21 protein-coding genes and 3 tRNA genes are annotated in these 23,007 nt (G+C 38.9%); 11 read left to right on the top strand and 13 right to left on the bottom strand.

Annotated features, from left to right (window positions below; genetic code table 11):
• Window positions 1-41: 41 nt before the first annotated feature.
• On the bottom strand, window positions 42-722 hold the full coding sequence (locus QQK09_RS09045; RefSeq protein WP_284203809.1) for a DUF4124 domain-containing protein: 681 nt from the start codon (window positions 720-722) through the stop codon (window positions 42-44).
• Window positions 723-844: 122 nt separating this feature from the next.
• Here QQK09_RS09045 and QQK09_RS09050 point away from each other — a divergent pair, with 122 nt between their 5' ends.
• The gene (locus tag QQK09_RS09050; protein WP_284203810.1) at window positions 845-1,093 is read left to right on the top strand and encodes a DUF3624 domain-containing protein; all 249 of its coding nucleotides are present in this window, start codon (window positions 845-847) and stop codon (window positions 1,091-1,093) included.
• Here the strand turns inward: QQK09_RS09050 and QQK09_RS09055 are convergent.
• The 5 genes from QQK09_RS09055 to QQK09_RS09075 all read right to left on the bottom strand — a co-directional run bounded on the left by QQK09_RS09055 (window position 1,078) and on the right by QQK09_RS09075 (window position 5,347).
• On the bottom strand, window positions 1,078-2,184 hold the full coding sequence (locus QQK09_RS09055; protein WP_284203811.1) for an anhydro-N-acetylmuramic acid kinase: 1,107 nt from the start codon (window positions 2,182-2,184) through the stop codon (window positions 1,078-1,080). The two genes, QQK09_RS09050 and QQK09_RS09055, sit on opposite strands and share 16 nt — an antisense overlap.
• The gene (hemN, locus tag QQK09_RS09060) at window positions 2,185-3,552 is read right to left on the bottom strand and encodes an oxygen-independent coproporphyrinogen III oxidase (RefSeq protein ID WP_284203812.1); all 1,368 of its coding nucleotides are present in this window, start codon (window positions 3,550-3,552) and stop codon (window positions 2,185-2,187) included.
• A 12-nt stretch (window positions 3,553-3,564) separates the two neighbouring features.
• The gene (locus tag QQK09_RS09065; protein WP_284203813.1) at window positions 3,565-4,044 is read right to left on the bottom strand and encodes a DUF2489 domain-containing protein; all 480 of its coding nucleotides are present in this window, start codon (window positions 4,042-4,044) and stop codon (window positions 3,565-3,567) included.
• Window positions 4,045-4,057: 13 nt separating this feature from the next.
• The gene (yihI, locus tag QQK09_RS09070; RefSeq protein WP_284203814.1) at window positions 4,058-4,612 is read right to left on the bottom strand and encodes a Der GTPase-activating protein YihI; all 555 of its coding nucleotides are present in this window, start codon (window positions 4,610-4,612) and stop codon (window positions 4,058-4,060) included.
• Between the two features lie 132 nt (window positions 4,613-4,744).
• Entirely contained in the window at window positions 4,745-5,347 is a 603-nt protein-coding gene (locus tag QQK09_RS09075; RefSeq protein ID WP_284203815.1) for a c-type cytochrome, read from the bottom strand.
• 120 nt (window positions 5,348-5,467) lie between these two features.
• On the opposite strand from QQK09_RS09075, the gene yihA reads away from it, so the two are divergent.
• Window positions 5,468-6,130, top strand: coding sequence for a ribosome biogenesis GTP-binding protein YihA/YsxC (gene yihA / locus QQK09_RS09080; RefSeq protein WP_284203816.1), 663 nt, complete (start codon window positions 5,468-5,470; stop codon window positions 6,128-6,130).
• 167 nt (window positions 6,131-6,297) lie between these two features.
• Here the strand turns inward: yihA and QQK09_RS09085 are convergent, their stop codons facing one another.
• Together QQK09_RS09085 and QQK09_RS09090 are read right to left on the bottom strand one after the other, a co-directional pair.
• The gene (locus QQK09_RS09085) at window positions 6,298-7,125 is read right to left on the bottom strand and encodes a hypothetical protein (RefSeq protein ID WP_284203817.1); all 828 of its coding nucleotides are present in this window, start codon (window positions 7,123-7,125) and stop codon (window positions 6,298-6,300) included.
• A gap of 251 nt (window positions 7,126-7,376) precedes the next feature.
• Entirely contained in the window at window positions 7,377-9,359 is a 1,983-nt protein-coding gene (locus QQK09_RS09090; RefSeq protein WP_284203818.1) for a sensor histidine kinase, read from the bottom strand.
• A 190-nt stretch (window positions 9,360-9,549) separates the two neighbouring features.
• Here QQK09_RS09090 and prlC point away from each other — a divergent pair, with 190 nt between their 5' ends.
• Window positions 9,550-11,601: an oligopeptidase A gene (prlC, locus tag QQK09_RS09095; protein ID WP_284203819.1), complete on the top strand. Its 2,052-nt coding sequence runs from the start codon at window positions 9,550-9,552 to the stop codon at window positions 11,599-11,601.
• 84 nt (window positions 11,602-11,685) lie between these two features.
• On the opposite strand, the gene cobO is transcribed toward prlC, so the two are convergent.
• Window positions 11,686-12,285 carry a cob(I)yrinic acid a,c-diamide adenosyltransferase gene (cobO, locus tag QQK09_RS09100; RefSeq protein WP_284203820.1) on the bottom strand — a complete coding sequence of 200 codons (600 nt, stop codon included), beginning with the start codon at window positions 12,283-12,285 and terminating at the stop codon, window positions 11,686-11,688.
• 92 nt (window positions 12,286-12,377) lie between these two features.
• Window positions 12,378-13,682, bottom strand: a complete 1,305-nt coding sequence (nhaA, locus tag QQK09_RS09105; RefSeq protein WP_284203821.1) for a Na+/H+ antiporter NhaA — start codon at window positions 13,680-13,682, stop codon at window positions 12,378-12,380.
• Window positions 13,683-13,830: 148 nt separating this feature from the next.
• Between nhaA and QQK09_RS09110 the strand changes: the two genes are divergently transcribed.
• A complete protein-coding gene (locus QQK09_RS09110; protein ID WP_284203822.1) occupies window positions 13,831-15,042 on the top strand; it encodes a DUF945 family protein in 1,212 nt (403 codons plus the stop codon).
• Window positions 15,043-15,064: 22 nt separating this feature from the next.
• Here the strand turns inward: QQK09_RS09110 and QQK09_RS09115 are convergent, their stop codons facing one another.
• Both QQK09_RS09115 and leuA read right to left on the bottom strand, forming a co-directional pair.
• Window positions 15,065-15,694, bottom strand: coding sequence for an MBL fold metallo-hydrolase (locus tag QQK09_RS09115; protein ID WP_284203823.1), 630 nt, complete (start codon window positions 15,692-15,694; stop codon window positions 15,065-15,067).
• Window positions 15,695-15,792: 98 nt separating this feature from the next.
• Window positions 15,793-17,352, bottom strand: coding sequence for a 2-isopropylmalate synthase (leuA, locus tag QQK09_RS09120; RefSeq protein ID WP_284203824.1), 1,560 nt, complete (start codon window positions 17,350-17,352; stop codon window positions 15,793-15,795).
• Between the two features lie 330 nt (window positions 17,353-17,682).
• On the opposite strand from leuA, the gene msrB reads away from it, so the two are divergent.
• On the top strand, window positions 17,683-18,138 hold the full coding sequence (gene msrB, locus QQK09_RS09125) for a peptide-methionine (R)-S-oxide reductase MsrB (protein WP_284203825.1): 456 nt from the start codon (window positions 17,683-17,685) through the stop codon (window positions 18,136-18,138).
• Here msrB and QQK09_RS09130 read toward each other — a convergent pair.
• The gene (locus tag QQK09_RS09130) at window positions 18,118-18,540 is read right to left on the bottom strand and encodes a GNAT family N-acetyltransferase (RefSeq protein WP_284203826.1); all 423 of its coding nucleotides are present in this window, start codon (window positions 18,538-18,540) and stop codon (window positions 18,118-18,120) included. The genes msrB and QQK09_RS09130 overlap by 21 nt on opposite strands.
• A 93-nt stretch (window positions 18,541-18,633) precedes the next feature.
• Between QQK09_RS09130 and murB the strand changes: the two genes are divergently transcribed.
• The 6 genes from murB to QQK09_RS09160 all read left to right on the top strand — a co-directional run bounded on the left by murB (window position 18,634) and on the right by QQK09_RS09160 (window position 22,777).
• Entirely contained in the window at window positions 18,634-19,689 is a 1,056-nt protein-coding gene (gene murB, locus QQK09_RS09135; protein ID WP_284203827.1) for a UDP-N-acetylmuramate dehydrogenase, read from the top strand.
• Complete coding sequence (gene birA, locus QQK09_RS09140; RefSeq protein ID WP_284203828.1) at window positions 19,682-20,647, top strand: bifunctional biotin--[acetyl-CoA-carboxylase] ligase/biotin operon repressor BirA; 966 nt, start codon at window positions 19,682-19,684, stop codon at window positions 20,645-20,647. Before murB ends, birA begins: the two co-directional genes overlap by 8 nt.
• 134 nt (window positions 20,648-20,781) lie before the next feature.
• Window positions 20,782-20,857: transfer RNA gene (locus tag QQK09_RS09145), tRNA-Thr, on the top strand.
• 10 nt (window positions 20,858-20,867) lie between these two features.
• Window positions 20,868-20,951 (top strand) — tRNA-Tyr (locus QQK09_RS09150).
• Window positions 20,952-21,031: 80 nt separating this feature from the next.
• A tRNA-Gly gene (locus tag QQK09_RS09155) sits at window positions 21,032-21,106 on the top strand.
• Between the two features lie 702 nt (window positions 21,107-21,808).
• Complete coding sequence (locus QQK09_RS09160; protein ID WP_284203829.1) at window positions 21,809-22,777, top strand: LacI family DNA-binding transcriptional regulator; 969 nt, start codon at window positions 21,809-21,811, stop codon at window positions 22,775-22,777.
• Window positions 22,778-23,007 lie beyond the last annotated feature (230 nt).

Below are 23,007 nucleotides of genomic sequence, written 5' to 3' on the forward strand. Positions count from 1 at the left end.
GACTTGCACTTTAAGTGGTTGCTGGAAGAATAATCGCCCAGTTAGTTATTTTTTAGTGTTACCTGTTGCTCTGCTAACCAAATTTTAGGCTGTTCTGCATCAGTATCAGCAGTTAATAAAACGTCAGGTTTGTTTCCATCTTCAGTTAATAAAACTTCAGATTGATCAGTAATTTCAGTTAACAAAACGTCAGGTTGATTAGCATCTTCAGTTAATAAAACTTCAGATTGATCAGTAATTTCAGTTAACAAAATTTCAGGTTGATTAGCATCTTCAGATAATAAAACGTCAGGTTGATTAGTATCTTCAGATAATAAAACGTCAGGTTGATTAGCATCTTCAGATAATAAAACGTCAGCTTGATTAGCATCTTCAGTTAATAAAACGTCAGCTTGATTGGCATCTTCAGTTAACAAAACGTCAGGTTGAACAGTAATTTCAGTTAACAAAATATCAGGTTGATTAGCATCTTCAGCTAATAAAGCTTCAGATTGATTAGTACCTGCAGTTAGCGGCTTAAAGTTGTCTTGCTGATCAAAATTAGTTGATACAATGTTTAATTGAATTGCTTCGTTCTCATTGATTGTTTTTATTTTAGTGACTGGTATATCAGGTTTATTTTCTGAAAAATGGGTAACCCCATTTTTATCTTCCCATGAATAAATTTCTGCTGCGATTTGGTAGCTAAAAAGTGTACATAAGATAGTAATAAAAAGGCGCATCTTTATTGCTCATTTTAATTAGTGATAATATAGGGTGTTAACTAGAATAGTAATTATCTTTTTTAATGGCAAGGTAATTGCGTTAGATAGGGCATTAGCCTACGAAAAATGAGAGGGAAAACATGGCATGTACGGATTGTAATAATAATATTTGGAAGCAAAAGCTGGGACGCTGTAAGCGTTGTATGTGGATTAATTTTTTTTTGTTATTGTTAAGTGCTGTTGCATCTTATTTTATGATGCAGAGCGAGCCTAAATCAGTACAGACAATTGCGTTGTTATTCACCCTTTTTTTTAGCGCACTATTGATGTTTTTACATCTTGTCGCATTTACCTATTACCGTTTAACAAGTGCTTATCGAGGCAGATAAACACAGCCCAAAATAGCGTCTCTTGCCGCACCAGTGACTGATTTTAGTGGGATAGGATTTTCTAATAAACGCTGTTCGGCTAACCAAGCAAAGGCGATTGCTTCAACAAACATTGGATCAACGTTTAATGCATTGGTATCACTAACGATGTGGTTTGTTAGTCGCTGCTGTAAGCGTTGCATTAACAGTGGGTTTAACGCGCCGCCTCCACAAACAAAAACGGCTGCTTTTTCGCTATGTAGTTTGATTTGATCGGCAATAGTAATCGCAGTGAATTCTAATAGCGTACGTTGAATATCTACATTGCTTAGCTGTTTATGAACTAAATGCTGCTCTAGCCATAAAAGGTTAAATTTTTCACGACCGGTGCTTTTGGGCGCGCTTAATGAGAAGTATTCATCTGTCAATAGCTTCTCTAGTAACGCTTTGTTCACATATCCCTGTTGTGCGAAATGGCCATTTTTATCGTAGGGCTCACCTAAACACTTTTCTATCCAAGCATCCATTAACATATTACCAGGACCGGTATCATAGCCTAATACACTATTATCAGCCCCTAATATGCTGACATTAGCAATGCCACCGATATTCAAAATAATACGTTGCTCAGTAGGTATCGCAAACAGTGCTTGATGAAATGCGGGTACTAAGGGCGCACCTTGCCCCCCATAAGCCATATCCATGCGCCTAAAGTCACTGATACAAGGAATAGTTGTCTTTGCCGCGATGATATTGCTATCGCCAATCTGTTGAGTAAAGGGCATCGCAGTTAATGGGCTGTGGAAAATAGTTTGCCCATGACTGCCAATTGCGGTGATTTGTGAGGCATCGATTTTGGATTTTTTAAGTAACTGATTAACCACATCTGCGCAGGTGAGAGCAAATAGGTGATCTACTTCACCAAGTGTTTGCAGGTCGAATTTTTTGTCTGCACATATAGTCAGCAATTGCTGACGCAGTGTCTCAGGCATAGCGGGGGCCATTCCTGCTATCTGTATTAGGCCTCGCTCGGTGCGTTGGGCAATTACCACATCAATAGCGTCGAGACTGGTGCCCGACATAATACCGATATAATAGTTGCCAATACTCATTTAAATGACTCGAGAAAACTGTTGTTGGCGCGCTTTGTTACGCAAATAAACATCGAAACACATACAGATATTACGAATTAATAAACGCCCTTTAGGTTCAACAAGGATCTCATCTTCATTAATCGTGACGAGCTGGTCATCAATAAAACACTGTAGTAACTTAATATCTTCCACAAAATATTCGCTAAAGTTAAGTTCGAAACGTGCTTCAACTTCTTTAATATCGAGTTTGAAGTTACAAATTAGCTTTTTAATCACTTCACGACGAATGAGGTCGTCTTGATTTAGACCCACACCACGCCATTGTGCGTGACCTTGTTCTTCAATTTGAGTGTAATAGGTTGCTAGTTTTTTTTGATTTTGAGAGTAACTGTGACCAATTTGACTGATCGCTGAAACGCCCATGCCAAGTAAATCTGCATCTTCCTGCGTGGTATAGCCTTGGAAATTACGATGTAAAATCCCCTGCTGTTGTGCGATGGCTAGTTCATCATCAGGCTTCGCAAAATGGTCCATACCAATAAACTGATAGCCAGATTGAGTTAAAAACTCAATCGTGTATTGCAACATCTCTAACTTTTCAGCTGGCGCAGGCATATCGTCTTCATTAATTTTACGTTGCGCTGCAAAAATAGAGGGCATATGTGCATAGTTAAAAATAGAGAGACGTGCCGGATCAAGCTCAAGTACTTTATTTAAGGTATGGGCAAAGCTGTCTTTAGTTTGTAATGGTAAACCGTAGATCATATCCAGGTTAGTTGATTGAAAGCCTTGCTCTCGTGCACGCGTTAATAATTGTTCTATAAAGCCTTCATCTTGTTCACGATTAACCGCTTTTTGCACCGCTTTATTAAAGTCTTGAACGCCAAGGCTTAAGCGATTGAAACCTTCTTTGGCAAGGTGGTCAATGGTACTTAGTTCAATTTCACGTGGGTCTACTTCAATACTAAATTCTGCACCCGTTTTAAACGTAAAGTGGTTGCGTAAAATATTCATTAAACGAGAGATTTGATTTGGCAGTAAAAATGTTGGCGTACCACCGCCCCAATGTAACTGGGTTACTTGACGATTTTTAAAATAAGGTGCTTGAATCTGAATCTCTTTTTCAAGGTAATCAAGATACTTATCTGCCTTTTCTTGATGGCGAGTAATGGTTTTATTACAGCCACAAAAATAACAAAGCTTATGACAAAAAGGGATATGAATATATAACGATAGTGGTCGCTCAGGGTAGACTTCTGTTGCTTTGATCAATGCTGAATAATCAAAACTTTCATCGAACTCTAAGGCTGTTGGATATGAGGTATAACGAGGGCCACTGTAATTATATTTTTCTATCAGCGCTTGATCCCAAACGAGCTTTTGCATCTAATCTCTCTCTTATAACGAAAAATGTTCTAAAGATTGCGCTTCTTTAATAATCGCATCTTCAAATTCATTTTCAAAAATCTGTCTTTGTTTATCTTGTTGTTTTAAAGACTTTTTGTCCATGTTTTTACGCTCAACATGCGTTGCAAAACCTTTTACTTTTTCAAATAAAGTGGAGATAGCGGGGTAGTCTTTATCAATATCTATTTTTGGGTCAATAAGTAGGGTTTCTAGTAATACGCTGAGGCGAATGGCTGCCTCTGAAACGTTGCACTGTTTTTGTGCTGTTGCACGGGCAATAAAGCGAATGCTTTCACATATATTATCGTTACGTTGTTGTTTCTTTAGGGACGCTTGTTGTACTTGCTCAGCAGCTGCTTGTGCTAATTGCGTTTTTTGAATATTAATACGCTTTATTAACATGCCCGCATAGAAAGCGAGCACGATAATAATGATGCTGGCAAATACCGCCAAAACTAATTGAAAATCCATTTTTCTCTCTTTTTTATTTGAATTCGTCTAATGCTGAACTTGCAGATTCAAATTGTTGAATAAGATCTTCTTCGCCGTCATCATCTAACCAACCAAGTTGTTCCATCAGTTGTTGGTGACGTGCCATCTGTTTATCAACCCATGAGCTATCGACTGCAGAAACTTCTTCATTATTGTCTAGTTGTTCAAGCAGATCATTTAAGCGTTGATCGTTCTCAATCAATGTTAACTCTTTTTCCGGAGACATTTTTGGAATAACAACATCTTTAACTTGCTTCGCTTTAGGCTGAAGTAACTTTTTCGGTTGCTCAACTTTTACTTCATCTTTACCCGTTAGAGAGATCGATTTTTTGCTGCCAACACGTTTATCGTTGACTGCTTTTTTAGCATTTCTTTGTTGTGTTTGCTTTGATTCATTGACATTGCGCGCGCCTGCTTTATTACCCTTTAGCTTTGCTTTACGCTTACGGTCGCGAGCTTCTTGCGCTGTTGCTGAAGTTTCTTTGCGTACGCCTGTGAAACCTGGTTCAGAATTTCCTGCGTTACGACTTTTTTTAGTACGAGACATTTTTATACCTTAAAATTATTTGTGATCGCTAATAACGATCAATACCCGCGAAGAATAGCAGATTTATAATTTTCGCGCATAAAAAAAGGCGTCTCACTTTGAAAGTAAAACGCCTCGCTATTATTTTAAAATTTAGTGTAATGCAGAAATGTACTTAGACAACAATTCGATGTCTGCATCGGTTAATTTTGCAGAAATATCACCCATCATACCATTAGGATCATTTTCACGTGCTTGGCTACGGAATTTTTCAAGTTGAGCCTTGAGATAAGCTGGATGTTGATTTGAAATTTTAGGGAATTTTGCCAGTTCTAAACCATTACCACGAGGACCATGACAAGCGGTACAAGCTGGAATTCCACGCTCTTTATCGCCGCCCATATAAAGGTCTCTTCCGGCAACTGCAATTTCAGGCGATACGGTTTCTGGTGTCGCAGGCTGTGCTGAGAAATAAGCGGCTAAATCTTTCATATCTTGATCTGAAAGTCCTGCAACCATGCCCATCATAATAGGGTCACTACGCTCACCATTTTTGAACTGAATTAATTGTTTTTCAAGGTAACTTTCATGTTGCCCTGCGATCTTTGGGTAGAGGTCTGATGGGCTGTTTCCATCTTCACCATGACAAGCAACACACGTTGCTGACTTTGCTTTACCCGCTTCAATATTTCCCTGTGCAATCGCCATGTTAGATAAACCAAACACAGCAATTAATGTCACTAATAATTTATTCATAACTATCCATTTATTAAAGTATGTCCAAGCGTGCTATGATGCACGTATAAAGAATAACCGTAGTTTACACAAGTTTAATAAAAGTAACAATTTTGCTACAAAGCTAAAGCGAGGCATATCTTGGAATTTCCAAAAATACATTTTCAAAAAGCGCACTTTTTAATTAGTGCACCAGATATTCGTCATTTAGATAAACATCTCCCCCCCGAATCAGGTATCGAAGTTGCTTTCGCTGGGCGTTCAAATGCAGGTAAATCAAGTGCATTAAATCGTTTAACGCGTCAAAAAAGTCTAGCACGAACCAGTAAAACGCCAGGTCGTACTCAACTTATCAATGTATTTGAGGTTGAAGAGGGCAAACGATTAATCGATCTACCGGGTTATGGTTTTGCTAAAGTACCTTTAGAGATGAAACTAAAATGGCAAAAATCATTAGGTGAATACCTACAAAACCGTGAATCTTTAAAAGGTTTAGTGGTATTGATGGATATCCGTCATCCTTTTAAAGATCTTGATCAACAACTAATTGATTGGGCGATTGATGCTGATATTCCGGTATTAGCATTATTAACCAAAGCAGATAAATTAAAATCTGGTGCGCGTAAAGCAGCATTACTTAAAATGCGTGCTGAAGCTAAACATTTTGATGGTGAAGTACAGGTTGAACTGTTTTCATCTTTAAAAGGAATTGGTGTTGATGTACTGGAACGAAAAATAGCAGATTGGTACGCACTCGAAGATCAAAATAGTGTGCAAGAGGAACCGGCAGAAGTCGAGTTATAACGACTGCTGTAAAGTTAAAATAAAAAGCTACGATAGACTGAAGTTTATCGTGGCTTTTTTGATTCTACTAAAATAAAAGAGCATGTGTTAACTGTAATATAATTAGTCAGAAATAAAAAAGCACCTTATCAATAGGTGCCTTCTAATATTAAAATGTTATAAGTAACCTAGCCGCCAGTACCGCCACCAGTATTACCACCCGTACCGCCAGTTGGTGCATCTTCTGGTTCAACAGGAACTGCAATAATTTCATCTGGTACTTCAACAATTGCGTTAGGATCTTCAACTACTGCTTTAGATGCTTCTTTAACATCTAGGTATATATCTGTTCCATTACCATTATCAGGGTATTCAGGGTAATCAGCGAATACAGCAGCAGACACTTTTTCTGAACCTGTTGTTAGCTGTTCAGCTGTAGCATCTGGGTTTGCTACGATTGTATCGCTTACTACTGCTGTTGTTGCTAATAGTTTAGACTTTTCTGAAGCAGGTAGCGCATTTGCAGCTGTGTCTGTATCAAGGAATATCTCAGCAACACTTGCGCCTTTATTGATTAAATCGCCTAAGCCTAAATCAGTTAAAAGCTGAGTTGCAGCTTCTTCTGAATATTCTTCACCATTCAATGTTTTAGCAAGTAATGTTGATAAAGGTGAAGCGGTCACAATTTTACCTGCCACTGCCATACCAACTGGTATTACGTATGATACGCCAGCCATGCTTTTACCGTTTGACATATCAACAGCGTTAGATAAACCAACAGAAGTGAATTCACATGTTTCAGGAAGAATAGCAGGAACGCTATCAGTCACTTTAACAATACCATCGGCACCACTAAGCGTACTTACTGTACCTTGTGAACCGTCTGTACAATCGTAGCTCACTTGCATACCCGCTACAATTGGGTCAAACGATTTTATATCTGAGCTTGGGTCATCACTACCACAGGCACTTAATAATGCAGTTGCGATAACCGCCGATAACATCTTGTATTTCATAATAATCCCTTAATTTTAGTTTTTTATAAGCAGAGCTGAACTAGTTTACAACCTCAGTCACTGAGAAAATGTAGACTTATAATGTGTATTTGTACATTATCATATATTTGATTTTAATCTGATAAATAATAAAATCTAGCATTTGTTGCAAAAAAACCTAAAAACAATCAAATTTATGGATTTGTCTCCCAGTTGGCGCCGTTAGATAAAAATAAAAATATTTTTTAATCGCTAAATAAACCCTTTAATCATTAAGAATCAAAGCTTTCTTTGTAAGGGATGGTTAATTTAAAGTGTGTGCCCATCGCTTCTGAAATATACTGAATGTCACCTTTAAATAGTTGGTTAACAATATTGTAAACGATATGCGTGCCTAGCCCACTTCCTCCCGAGCCTCGTTTAGATGTCACAAAAGGGTCAAAAATGCGCATGGCGATATCATCGGGGATACCTTTACCGGTATCTCGGTAATCTATCTGCAAGGTCTTATCTCGCAATTGAATGTTTATATAAATTTCACGTTTACCCTCCCAATCTTCAAAGCCGTGAATAAGAGAGTTGAGGATTAGGTTAGAATATATTTGAGCAAAGCTACCCGGAAAACTATAGATAGAGAGTGCTTCAGGGCAGTCGATAAATACATTACAGCGTGTCTGTTTTAACTTATGTTTTAAAGAGGTGACCACTTGATTAACGTTCTCTTCTAATTTGAACGAATAACAAGCTTCACTAGATTGATCAACAGCCACCTGTTTGAAACTGCTAATTAAATCGGCCGCACGTTTTAAATTGGTATTTAATAGGCGGTTGGACTCACCCACACGACCAATCAAGTTTTCAACATAACTTCTAGACAGTGAGTTATTAGATAGTTTTTCACTTAAATGGTTAATTTCATCCTGTAAAAAAGAAGCTGCGGTAACACTAATCCCAATAGGGGTATTAATTTCATGTGCGACACCCGCCACTAAACCGCCGAGCGAGGCCATCTTTTCTGACTCAACCAGTGTTTGCTGGGTACGTTTTAGCTGTTCTAATGTTTGTGTTATTTGTTGATTACTGTCTGTTAATGCTGCGGTACGTTTAGTTACCTTCTCTTCTAACTGATCATTAAGTTGTGTGACTTCTAATTCAACCTGCTTTTGTTCGGTAATATCATGACCAAAACCGATCAGATATTTTATTTTCATTCCTTCGTAGAAGGCAGAGAAGGTCCAAAGCAGTGTATTCACTCCTCCCATCTGATCATGCATTTCAATCTCAAGGCTTTGTATTGACTCATTTTGCACTAGTTTTTCGAGTAACTCTTCGCGGCGATCTGGCAAAACAAAAATATCTAACCAATTCTCTCTATTTAGTTCCTCTTGGCTATAACCGGTTAAAATAACAGCGGCAGGGTTGATCGTAGCGATTCTAAAATCTCTGTCTAAGCAACAGATAACCGTACTTGATGAGTTAATGATCGTCGCGGAAAAGTCACGCTCTTGCTGTAACTCCTCAATTGCGGTTTCTTTATCGGTTAATTCTGCAACAATACGTTTTTGCATTTTATTAAGCAGATAAACCAGTTCATCTAATTCATCACTTGCGCTTGAAATTTGGCGGCTACGCCCCTCTAAAGTAAGGTCTTCATAGTGGCTACTGAGTTTAATATTACGTGTATAAAGGGCAATTCTGTTGATATGGCGAATCACCATATAATAGATAATAAATAGAATACAGATTGAAACAACCATGGTTTTAATGGTTTGACTGACTAGTATCAGCAGTGATTTTTCTATTAAACGGTCATACACCTCATCGAGTGAGGCGGCTACAAATAAGGTACCGACGACTTCTCCTTGGTAAGTTAAATCGAATTTTTTACTGATATCAAATTTTTCTTTCAGGGTTCCTTGCTCAATTAATGGAGATTCTGAACTGCCCAGTACTTCGTGTATGAGTACATATTGCATATTAGAGAGGTTCATAATGCCCTCTACTTGAATATGAATTTGTTCTTCATCAAGATTCCACAGACTGGCTGCCATCGGGTGTAAAAAGCTAGACTCAATTTGATCAATACTTTGTTCTATCTTGCCAACATCCTGTTGGAAATCCCATAATAACTGGATTAATGTAATAACAATGGCTAAGGCTGTACTGCAGATAAGGATATAAGAAAGCAAGCGTATCGATAGACTGTTTTTTATTTTTAAGGGTCTAAAAAGAGAGAAATTACTTTTTACTTTCATAGTACTGAGCCTGAGATGTTTTTTAGAATGAAGTGCTTTATTCTTGCATAACTTGTAGCCTATCCCTACGTTATAATTAGAAAAATGTTAGCAAAAGCAAAATATTGATGAGATATTTTTACACATCATTCATTGATAGCGTAAGCTAGGTTTTTTTATTCTCATTTTTCCATTTTAGAAGAGATATATTATGAATGAACTTGAAAATTCTGCATTAAATCAGACAGATGGCTTACCCCTTTTTAGTGACATTAATATTGATCACATTATTCCGCTTATCACTGCAACAATTAAACAAAATAAAGCCCTAGTTGAGAAATTATTAGCGGACCTAACCGTTTTTGGTTGGGACAACTTTGTTAATGTGTTAGATGAAGCGGATGACCACTTGGGTAAACTATGGTCACCTGTTTCTCATATGAATGCTGTTGTTAGTAATGATGAATTACGTGAAGCGCATGATGCTTGTTTGCCACTATTTGCAGAATACGGTACCTTTATTGGTCAACACCAAGGTTTATATCAAGCTTATTTAAGCATCTCTGAAGGAGAGGAGTTTACGACGTTAAAAGGGGAGCAGCAAAAAGTAATTACTGATGCCCTACGTGATTTTAAATTAGCAGGTATTGCATTAAGTTATGATAAAAAGCAGCGCTATGGTGAAATAAAACAGCAATTAGCCGCTTTGCAATCCCAGTTTAGTAATCATGTGATGGACGCAACACTCGCTTGGAGCAAGCTAGTTACTGATGTTGATGAGCTTGCTGGTCTACCAGAGAGTGCTATCGCAGCTGCTAAGCAGGCTGCTGCTGAAAAAGACCAGCAGGGCTACTTATTAACATTAGAGTTCCCAAGTTACTTACCAGTTATTACTTATGCGAAAAATCGTCAACTTCGTGAAGAGGTTTATACTGCGTTTTCAACACGTGCTTCTGACCAAGGGCCTAATGCGGGTGAGTTTGATAACTCTGACATTATTGAACAATTATTAGCATTACGTCATGAAATCGCACAACTATTAGATTTTAATAATTACGCTGAATACAGTATCGCGACAAAAATGGCTGAAACGCCAGATCAAGTGATTAACTTTTTAACTGATTTAGCGGATAAGTCTTATCAGCAGGCGAGTGGTGAGCGTAATGAAGTATTAGCCTTTGCTAATCAGATGGATAACCTTGAAACATTACAAGCGTGGGATTTAAGTTATTATTCAGAGCTCCTTAAACAACAACGTTACACCATTTCTGACGAAGAGTTACGCCCTTATTTTCCTGAAAACAGAGTGGTTGATGGCTTGTTTTCAGTAGTTAACCGACTGTTTGGATTAGAAATTAAAGAGCAGCTTGAGTTTGATAGATGGCATAAAGATGTGCGTTTTTTCCATATCTATGATCAACATGAAACCCATTTAGGTAGCTTCTACTTGGATCTCTATGCGCGTGAATTTAAGCGTGGTGGTGCATGGATGAACGACTGTCGTGTACGTCGTCGCAAAATGGACGGTTCACTACAACTGCCTGTGGCTTATTTAACCTGCAACTTTACTAAGCCGGTTGGTGACCAACCTGCACTGTTTACCCATAATGAAGTGGTGACGATGTTTCATGAGTTTGGCCATGGCATTCATCATATGTTAACCAAAATAGAGTCGTCGTCTGTTTCAGGTATTAATGGTGTGCCATGGGATGCGGTTGAGCTGCCAAGTCAGTTCTTAGAGAATTGGTGTTGGGAGCCTGAAGCGTTAGCGCTTATTTCTGGGCATGTTGAAACGGGCGAAACCTTGCCTGCTGAATTGCTAGAGAAAATGTTAGCAGCTAAAAACTACAACAGTGCATTAATGATGGTGCGTCAGTTAGAGTTCTCATTGTTTGATTTCGTATTGCATCATCAATATAACGCAGGAAAAACAGGTCAAGTCGAAGCTGTTTTAACAGAAATTCGTAACAAAGTAGCCGTGATCACTCCACCAAGTTTTAATCGTTTTCAGCATAGTTTTAGCCATATATTCGCAGGCGGCTATGCTGCGGGTTATTACAGCTATAAATGGGCTGAAGTATTATCTGCAGATGCGTTTTCACGTTTTGAGAAAGACGGTATTTTTAATGCTGAAACAGGCAAAGACTTTTTAGAGGCGATTTTAGAAAAAGGGGGCAGTGAATCACCAATGAACCTGTTTAAAACCTTCATGGGCCGTGAGCCTAATACAGAAGCATTGTTGAGACATTCGGGTATAAAATAAAAAAGCGAAAGGGCTAGAAAGTATTAAGGCTGGAAGGAAAAGATGTTTCTTTCCAGCCTTTCAGCTTTTAAAACGTCTAGCTTTTTACCACTCAATCCCTGCTTGTGCTTTTACGCCATCTTTAAAAGCATGTTTCTCTTCTAAAATATGGCTGTAAGTATCGACAGCGTCAATCAGTTCCTGTTTAGGCCCGCGTCCTGTTAACACTACATTCATCGTTGTTGGTCTATTTTTAAGTGCATCAAGTGTTGGTTGAAATTCAAGGTACTGATACTTAAACATGTAGGTGATTTCATCAAGAATAACTAGATTATAGCGTTCGTCTGCTAACAACTCTGCAGCTTTTGCCCATGCTTTTTCTGCGCTATCTACATCTTGTTGTCTATTTTGAGTTTCCCAAGTAAAACCATCACCCATAGCAAACCAATCAACATTTTCATGGCTAGTAAAAAAACGCTCTTCACCGGTCGACATTGCGCCTTTTAAAAACTGCACGACGGCGACTTTATGGCCATGACCAAGGGATCGCGCTAGCATACCAAATGCAGAGCTACTTTTACCTTTACCTGGACCCGCTAATAAAATAGAAACACCACGCTCAATATCTGCTGCTGCAATTTTTTGATCTTGCTTCTCTTTAATCGCTTTCATCTTTTTAAGATGCTTTTCGTCTGCTGTCATCATCGTCTATTTCCCTATAAATAATTAAATTTACCATAAAAAAGGTACAAAAAAGCCTGCTTAATGCAGGCTTTAAAAATTCATACTAGCTTACTTTATGCTGATTCAGCAATCGGTTTAGCACGTATTAAAATAATGTAACCAATAATACCGGATACCAGAGACGCTACAAATACCGCTACTTTAGCAATGACTTGATGCTGTGGGTCAGTAAACGCAAGGTCGGTAATAAACAGTGACATAGTGAAACCAATACCAGCTAAGAAACCGGCGCCAATAACGTGTGTCCAAGTTACACCCGTTGGTAAAGAGCCCCATTTAAGTGCGATTAATAGTTTAGTAAACAGATAAATACCCAACGGTTTACCAACGATTAGACCTGCAGCAATACCAAGTACAACCGGGTTAGTTAGTTCATTCATCATGCTGCTATCAATAATTACACCGGCATTACCAAGTGCGAAAAATGGCACGATAAACAGTGTTGCGATAGGGTGTAAAGCATCTTCTTTAAGCTGTAACGGGTTAGCCGCTTGGAAGCTTAATGATTTAACTTTTTTCAACGTTTTAATCGCATGTTTACTTAATACATCTTCTTCACAATCTTTTTCAGCTTCAAGGCCCTTTAACAACGCTTTGGTTTGTTCAAGGTAGCTCTTCATTGAAATTTCACGACGAGATGGAATTGTAAATGCAACGGCTACACCAGCAACAGTTGCATGAACACCTGATGCTAAGAAGCTAATCCATACAATACATAGACCAATACCGTAATAGAATATTTTATTACGTACACCCATACGGTTAGCAATGCCTAAGATAACAAGACCCGCTAAACCAACCATCAACTCATTCATGAAGATCTGTTCGGTGTAGAAAATAGCAATTACGATAACGGCCATTAAATCATCACCAATCGCGAGTGCAGATAGGAATACTTTAAGCGTAACCGGAACTCGGCTACCAACAATTGCTAATACACCAAGTGCAAAGGCGATATCTGTCGCCATTGGGATGCCCCAACCATTTGCCGTTGGGAGACCTGCGTTAAATAGGTAGTAGATACCTGCTGGTGCAAGTACGCCACCTAGTGCAGCGAAAAGTGGCAATGCCGCTTTTTGCATACTTGATAGTTCACCATCTAATAGTTCGCGTTTAATTTCTAAACCAATGAAGAAGAAAAATATTGCCATTAAAAATTCATTGGCGATTTTATGTAAATTGATTTGTTGAATTTTGTCGCTAAAACCAGATGAATGCTCCCACAAAGTGTGGTGCCAAACATGGTGGTAATGGTCGGGTGCAATATTTGCCCATGCAAGTGCTACTGCTGCGGCGATAACTAATAAAACCCCACCAGTTATAGGGCTATGTAACCAATGCCATTTATGTGAACTCATTAAAACTCCTGATAAAAAACTCGATAAAAAAATTAAAAAACATAGTTTATCGCACATATATGTGGTGCGATTGTTGTAATCTACAGCGTTTTTCTAAAATAATGAAGTAAAATCGTGACATTTTAAGTCTTAAAAATAAAAGGTACGGATGAAAAAACTTCCAATAACAGTGTTGATAATAGCTGTGATTTACTTATTAATGACTTTTTTTGTGGCTGAAATAGCTGAAAAGGAAATTAAAGTTGCATTAGCTGAAAATCAACACGATGATTTCTCTGTTGAATTAATCGATTATCAGCGTCACTTGTTTAGCGCTAGCGCTATTAGTCAGGTGAAAATACCGCTTGATCAAGAAACGCTGCTGACACTTAATATCACTTCTACGATTTCACATTTCCCTTACCAAGCGGTGATCAATAATCGTATTGAGATAGCGGATAAAAGTTTAGCAAAACGTGCAGAAAATTATTTTGGTACACCTTATTGGCTAAATTCCGTTGAAAAAATTAATATTTTTTCGCAGCTAACGGGGCAATTAACCATCCTATCTGGAAAGTATGAAAGCGACTCTGAAGTTTTTATATCTGAGCCCCTACAACTTAATTATCACGTTGACCTGGATACTCAAATTGGTGAGCTTCGATTGGACTGGGCTGGTGTTACTGGCTCAACTAATAGCACCTCTTTTGCGTTAAATTCCCTACAACTTATTTCCAATATTGGTGAGCAGTTAAAGCAAAGTGATTATGATTACAAATTGATTGTTGATAGCGTCGAGATACAACAGGAAAATAATTACTCTTTATTGCAGGGGGCACAGTTAACCGGCAGTAGTCGTCAGGGAAAAGTAGAAAAAACCATCGATACTAGCAATGAGTTATTATTAAGGGCTTATCAGTTTAACAATGGCATTCAGCAAACCTTTACTGATAACCGCCTCAAACTGTCACTTACAGGCTTGTACCAACCCGCTTTTGAGTTACTCAGTCAAGGTACAGGTAGCGCTCAGGATATTGAAAGTGCATTGATTGAATTGGTCGGTAATGGTGCGCAATTAACGCTGTCAGAACTGAATTCTACTACGCCATGGGGGGAGGTGGATGGTAAGTTTGATATTACCTTGGATAAAGAAGCCCCATTAATAGAAATACTGGTTAATCCTTATATCTTACTTGATTATGTAAGTGGTGATTTAAGTTTAGCATTACCGGCGACGTTATTAGATGAACCTTTATTAGCAGAATCATTACAGATGGGCTTGATGACCGGGTTCTTGCTGCATAATGAGCAAACCCTGAGTTTGGATACAAGTTTTCTGCTAGGGGAGTTAATAGTAAATGGTCGAGTGATCCCGTTATAAAGATCACTCTGTATAAGAACCCCTAACGTAGGAAAGGGTTGCTACGTTTTTCATGGCCAATGGTAGTTGTTGGTCCGTGCCCTGGATACACAACCGTTGCTTCAGGTAAGGTTAGCAACTTGTTTTTGATGCCACTGACGAGTTGGAATTGGTCGCCACGAGGAAAATCAGAGCGGCCAATGCTGCCACTGAAAAGAATGTCACCAACGATGATCTGATTGCTATCTTCATCTAGTAATGCCACATGGCCCGGTGTATGCCCTGGGACGTGTAGTACTTTTAATTTAATATTACCCACTTCTACAATCTCATTTTCTTCAAGCCATGCGGTTGGTGTAAAGCTTGTATGAGGAGGAAAACCAAAACGTTGGCTTTGTGATTCTAGCTGTTCAAGCCAAAATAAATCTTCTTTCTCTGGGCCGATAATAGGGACATTCAAATTGTTCGCAACCACTTCTGTTGCGCCAACATGGTCAAGGTGACCGTGAGTTAATAATACTTTTTCAACTGTTACACCATGCTTTTCAACCATTGCAAGAATGCGTTCAGGATTACCGCCTGGATCAACAATCGCTGCTTTTTTGGTTTCTTCACAAATAATTAAACTACAGTTTTGCTCATAGGGAGTAACAGGGATAACAATAACTTTCATATTATTTCTCTTCTTTAAAAATGGGAAAGGCAACTGATTATACCAAAGTAATCAGTTGCCTTTCATTATTAGCGTTAATTAAAGTTAGTTGCTATTGATTACACTTGCTCGGTTTGTAAGCGTTGCTTCTTTTGCTCTTCAACCTCTTTTGCTAAATTGATGTGATTCATCACATGTACTAGTGCGAGTGCTGAGGACTCGATGATATCTGTTGATAAACCGATCCCGTGAAATTTTTGTCCGTTATAAGACGCCACAATATCAACCTGCCCTAATGCATCTTTACCTTCACCTTTACCACTGATTTTGTAGGATTCCATGGTGATATCAAGACCAGAAATTCGCATCAAGCATTGGTAAGCTGCATCAATAGGGCCATTTCCTGTTGCCGCTTCAACTACTTTCTGTTGATCGCCAATCTGCATCGTGACCGTTGCTGTCGCCACCAAGCCTGAGCCAGATAACACGCTAATATTACCCAGTTTATAGAATTCAGGTTCACTATTAACCTGATTAAAGAACATTAATGCTTCTAAATCGTAATCAAAGACTTGTCCTTTTTTATCGGCAAGTTCAAGGAAGCTAGTGTATAGCTCTTCCATATCGTAATCGCTATCGCGGTAACCTAGCTCTTGCATGCGATGTTGAATAACATGACGACCAGAGCGCGAGGTTAGATTCAATTTATTGGTTAATAGGCCGACACTTTCTGGGGTCATGATCTCGTAGGTATTTTGTGATTTTAAAACACCATCTTGATGGATGCCTGATGAATGAGAAAAGGCATTGGCACCCACAATCGCTTTATTCGATTGAATTGGCATATTACAAAGCTGACTCACTAATTGGCTGGTACGAGAAATCTCAACGGGATTAATATTGGTGGTAAAGCCCATTTTTGCTTGGCGAGTGGTTAAAATCATCGCCACCTCTTCCAGTGAACAGTTACCCGCGCGTTCACCAATACCATTCATCGTACATTCTATCTGGCGTGCACCATTTTCAACCGCAGTAATAGAGTTTGCAACAGACATACCTAAATCATCGTGACAATGTACCGAGATAACCGCTTGGTCGATATTAGGGACACGTTGGTAGAGAGTTTTAATAATGCCGCCAAACTCACTTGGAATGGTGTAGCCAACAGTGTCAGGAATATTTATGGTGCGTGCACCTGCTTTAATGGCTTCTTCAACCATGCGGCATAAATTATCAATTGGGGTTCGACCAGCATCTTCACAAGAAAATTCTACATCATCGGTCAAATTACGTGCGTATTTAACGGCGTTAACCGCCATCTCTAACACATCATCAAAGCTGCGCTTTAGTTTGTTTTCCACATGGATAGTAGAGGTTGATATAAAGGTATGAATACGGAAGGCATCTGCCACTTTTAATGCTTGAGCAGCAGCATCGATATCTTTTGGCAACGCACGTGAAAGAGCACATACACGGCTGTTTTTAATCTCTTTTGCAATGGTTTGTACAGATTCAAAATCACCCGGTGATGAGATGGGAAAGCCCACTTCCATTACATCTACACCCAAGCGTTCAAGGGCAAATGCGATCTGTAGTTTCTCTTTTACAGTAAGGCTTGCGCTCAGTGCTTGCTCACCATCACGTAATGTAGTGTCGAAAATTATCACTTGATCTGACATAAGAAATCCCTTTTTTGTTCTGTTGATTTATACGCGGGTATAAAAAAACCCGCAGTACGTGCGGGTTTTTAGAGTGTTAATTGATGTTATTCAGACACTCGCCACCCGCATGCAGTTAGCATCAGCAGGAGAGTTGGCAAAGGTGTGAAAAATGCTTTCATCAATTAATCTCGAAATAATTAGTTAACATAATAATTACGCTTTTTAACAAATGCGTCAAGCGCTTATTAATAATAAGCAACAAACTATTCGAGATTAGTGCTAGTCGTTGCCATTTGATTAACTTTAATGTGATACTGACCCTGTATTCAGAGATATAGGTAGATAAAAATGGCCAATTATAAGAAGCCTGAAGTGCATGTTTTACGTGAAAGTTTGACAGAATTACAATATGCAGTAACCCAAGAGGAGGCGACGGAGCCTGCTTTTAATAACGTTTATTGGGATAATACTCAACAGGGAATTTATGTTGATATTGTTTCTGGTGAGCCCCTGTTTAGTTCGCTTGATAAATTCGATTCTCATTGTGGCTGGCCAAGTTTTACCCAGCCCTTAGAGAGTGAGTTAATTACTGAGAAAGTGGATAATCGTCTTTTTGCTACCCGTACAGAAGTGCGTAGTAAGGATGCTGATTCTCATCTTGGCCATGTCTTTGAGGATGGCCCTCAAGAAACAGGCGGATTACGTTATTGTATTAATTCGGCGTCACTGAAATTTATCCCGGTTGAAGAGATGCAGAGTGCGGGTTACGAACATCTGCTCGAACTATTTACGGACCATCAATAACAACTCTCGATGTTGTAAATAACGTAAAAAGCGCTGACCAATGTTTTGCGGCGCGTCCTCTACGGCTAACAGCGAAAAACCAAGGCGAAGATAGAAGTCTTGAAGGTGTGGATAAGGGAAACAGAAAATGGCTTGCTGCTGTTTCTCTAATACCTGCTTTACTAAGCGACTTGCATGACCTTGATGTTGATAACGTTCATCACAAGCAACGCCTGTTAATAATAAACACCCTTCAATCGATTTTAGCTTGGCGCTACAGATAATTTCCTGCTTATTTCTTAAAATAAAAACAGCTTCGTTTTTACCTGCAATCCCCTTTTTATAAACACGTTTATAGAATTGGTTAACTAAAGGATATTTTAGTTTTTCTAATTCAATAAAGTGATAATTCGAATCTAACATTCTCTTCCTGTGTTGCTTTGAGTTGATTTTCAGCTTGAATGATAACGCTTAGTTTATGGTAAGCTAAGGTTTCTATTTCAATAAGGCACAATCATGATAGAAACTAATTGCTCACTCAAGTTATTTAATAGTTTTGCTATTGAAGCAAAGGCGCAACAACTGTTTCGTTTGCAAACGCGCGCGCAGTTCCCTGATCTTTTGTTGCAAATAAAAAGCGCCCAACAACAGAATCAACCGATCCTTATTTTAGGAGGCGGTAGCAATGTTTTATTCTGTGAGGACTTTGCCGGACTGATTATAAAAGTTGAACTATTAGGTATTGAAATCACTGCGTCTGAAAATAGTTACCAGCTACAAGTCGGGGCTGGTGAAGATTGGCATCAGCTTGTCACTGATTGTGTCGAAAAAGGGATTGATGGTTTAGAGAATCTTGCATTAATTCCAGGTGTTGTTGGCGCTGCTCCGGTACAAAATATTGGCGCTTACGGTACAGAATTTAAAGATTTTTGCACGTCGGTAGAATATATAGACCTCAACAGTGGTGAGTTGCATACACTGACACGTGAACAGTGCTTGTTCGGTTATCGTGATAGCATTTTTAAAACACCCGCGTTTAAAAATGCGTTGATCACTCAGGTAACAATCAGCTTAACTAAGCAATGGCAGCCACAGAGTCGTTATGGTGGCTTGAGTAGTTTAAATCAGGATGGACAGATAACGGCTAAAAAAATATATGACTCTGTTTGCCAAGTACGTAGTGAAAAGCTGCCGGATCCAACTATTCTTGGTAATGCGGGCAGTTTCTTTAAAAACCCAGTCGTTAAGCAAAATGTTGCCAATGCGCTTTTAGTGCTTTATCCCGACATGCCAAATTACCCACAGCCTGCTGGTGTTGTGAAGCTCGCAGCAGGTTGGTTAATTGACCAAGCAAACCTAAAGGGTAAGCAGATTGGTGGCGCGGCGGTACATCAGCAACAAGCATTAGTATTGGTCAATAAAGGCGATGCCACAGCGGTGGATGTTGTAAAACTCGCTGAATTTGTGCGTGATACTGTGCTGCAGCGTTTTAATGTTGAATTAGAGCATGAAGTCCGTTTTATCGGTGCTTTTGGTGAAACCAATTTATCTGAGGTGCTAGCGCATGTCTGAATTAAATGAAAAAGGTAATAAACTGTTAAAACTGCTTGCGGATGGAGAGTTTCATTCTGGCGAAAAAATAGGTGAGTTACTCGGTGTTTCACGTACTTCGGTTAATAACTATATTAAAGGGTTACAGGAGATAGGCGTTGATATCTACAGAGTGCCGGGGCGTGGTTATCAAAGTGCGGCACCCATCGATCTATTAAATGAAAAAGTGATTCGCGCGTTAAGTGGTACACCATTAATTAAAGTCGAGCAGATACTCGATTCAACCAATCAGTGGTTATTAGATAAAATCCCTAATATTAGAAATGGTCAAGCCTGTATTGCTGAATATCAGCTTGCGGGAAGAGGGCGCCGCGGACGAACGTGGGTTTCACCGTTTGCTTCACACCTTTATTTCTCATATTACTGGCGATTTGATGCTGGCATTGAAAAATTATCAGGGCTGAGTTTGTTGGTTGGCATTGCGACAGTTAATGCATTGGAAAAAATTGGCATTGAAGGCGTTTCCCTGAAATGGCCAAATGATCTCTATTATCAAGGTAAAAAACTGGCTGGTATTTTAATCGAACTTAATGCACAGGCAAATGAAGCTTGCCATACGGTTATTGGTATCGGGATCAATGTGCGCATGCCGCCTGAACAGGCTAAATTAATTGACCAACCATGGATCGATTTAACCAGCTTGAGCAGTGAGAAAATAGATCGCAACTTATTGAGTGCCACCCTCATTTCAGAATTACAGACATTATTGCCAGAATATGAGAAAAAAGGGTTAAAACCTTATCTAAGTAAATGGTTTACGCTAGATTGCTTTTTAGACAAACCGGTTAATGTCCTGCTTGCAGAGAAGAAAATTGCAGGTATTTGTCGTGGCATTGATGACAGCGGTGCATTGTTATTAGAAGTTGATGGTCAGCTTGAGAGCTATATTGGTGGTGAAGTCTCACTGCGTTTAGCTTGATTTTGGTGATAGTTATACAAAAAATAAGCGCTTTGTTTTCTTTTTGAGCATTCAAACAAAAAGATGCAAATAAAGCTTAATAAAGGCTTGCAAGGTTTCCATAACTTCTCTATTATTCACCGCACTTAGACGGCGCCGACTTAGCTCAGTCGGTAGAGCAACTGACTTGTAATCAGTAGGTCACCAGTTCGATTCCGGTAGTCGGCACCATTTAAGTTTAGGAGGGGTTCCCGAGTGGCCAAAGGGAGCAGATTGTAAATCTGCCGCGAAAGCTTCGGTGGTTCGAATCCACCCCCCTCCACCATGTTTTAATTCACTTGCCACAGTGAGTTCAGTAATTTACAATGCAATAGCATTGTTTTTTGCTATCAGGTGCATCTTTATGCGGGCATCGTATAATGGCTATTACTCCAGCCTTCCAAGCTGATAATGTGGGTTCGATTCCCACTGCCCGCTCCAAGATTTAACCTTTAAAATCAACCACTATGGTTGATTTTTTCGTTTATGGCGTCCAATAAAAACAGTTCGGTGACCATCTAGTGTCCAAACTATTTTTTCATCTCCTACTTAGTTAAAAATCCCTTAAGTGCTTCAAGTTTTATTCTTCTATTTTTTCATCTTTATTTTTAGTTGGAAGTTCGTCAAGTTCACCCACTTCAATTTTTAAATACTCACACAAAGTTTCAACAACATTTAATTCTACTCTTGTGAGGTCTCATTAAATATTCGCCTTATGGTCTCTGAATTAATTCCCGTATCACGAGAGGTATTGACAACTTAACAGCCCCTCTGCCAATTGTGCGATAATCTGCTGATGCAAAATTGAAACCTCTATGCAGGTTATCTTTACCTTGTCGTTAAAAAAGAATGCGTATTAAGTGTCGATCACTCGGGTCGCGCAGTATGAAAATAATGGGTGCTTTTCAGCGATCGTTTCTTTGTCGAATGGGATAGGGTGAGTTGTGTCCAAAATTTAGCATAGAGTAAATTCTATTGGTATAAACTCGATAAGTTGACAGTAAATTTTCTACCTATCCGAGTTATGCACTTTTTAAAGTCTAAGTTGCATGGGTATATCATCAGATAGTGTTTTTTTATTTGCTGTGTTGTCAGTCAAAATGTTGGATAATATGACAATAATATATTATTCATGGAGAAAATATGAAGGGTAAAAAAATGACCATGGCGGAGATTTCAAGACGACTTGGGATCTCAACAATGACAGTGTCACGTTACTTTAATGACGGTTATGTCTCGGCAGAGAATCGCCTTAACATTGATGCTATCGTCAAAGAAAGTCATTTTACCCCTAATATATTTGCTCGCTCGATTCGTAGCCAATCTAATATTATTGGTTTCGTTGCCCCTCGGATAGAATCATATACAACGAGTTTAGTGATTAAAGGGGCGCTGGCTGCGGCGAATGAATCACAAGTCCGAATGCTGTTTCATGCCACAGGGTTTAGCCATGAGTCAGAATGCCAAGCCGTGAGAGAGTTTAATGGCTTAAATGCATTGGGCACTATTATTATTGCTTCAAAGCACAGTGTCGAAGAGCCTTTTTATCAAACCTTAGATAATGTGTTATTTATTGGTAAAAACACACCCCATCATTGCTGTTTATATTACCCTGAACAAGCAGCGATTAAAGCGTTAGTCTCACAAACCATCACTCAGTTAAAAGAGCAGCAGGCACCACTCGCAGCCGTACATTATATTTATGATGAACGCATGCTATCAAGCCGTACTAAATTGATGCAAGCAACCATCACTGACACGATACCAGAGCTGAATTTTTCGTTGCAAGCATTGGCTGATTCGGAGCAAAAAATCGGATACCAAGAAATTCAATTACAGCCCAATAATGTCTATTTTTGTGCCACCGATAATATTGCCATTCGTTTATATCGCCGTGCCAAAGAACAGCAATTAAAAATTGGTCATAACCTGTGGATTGTAGGCATAGGGGATTATGACTACAGTGATTTATTAGTGCCAAGCCTTAGTACCGTTGCTTTTAATTATTATCAAGTAGGCTACCAAGCCGTTAAAAAATTGATTAAGCGTGATTTCAGTTCAGCTGAAGGCCAATTCGAGATAAAAACCAGAGAAAGCTCACAGTTTATTTAAAAGTTCATTGTATCTAATTAGATTCTATTTGATCATGTGTGTTAACGATAACACAAGGTGGAATATATGAAACACACCAACCATATGTGAATCGTCAGCTTGCTTCTCTTAACGACTTTTATGATGTGTCTGCTAGAAATTTAATTCAAAAGTTAGCGCAACAAGAACAAGCCGACGCAAATAGCCCCTTATGCAGCGTATCTATTTGTAAGAAAAAATTAAGTTATATT

The sequence above is a fragment of the Psychromonas marina genome (assembly GCF_030161115.1).
Taxonomy (GTDB): domain Bacteria; phylum Pseudomonadota; class Gammaproteobacteria; order Enterobacterales; family Psychromonadaceae; genus Psychromonas; species Psychromonas marina.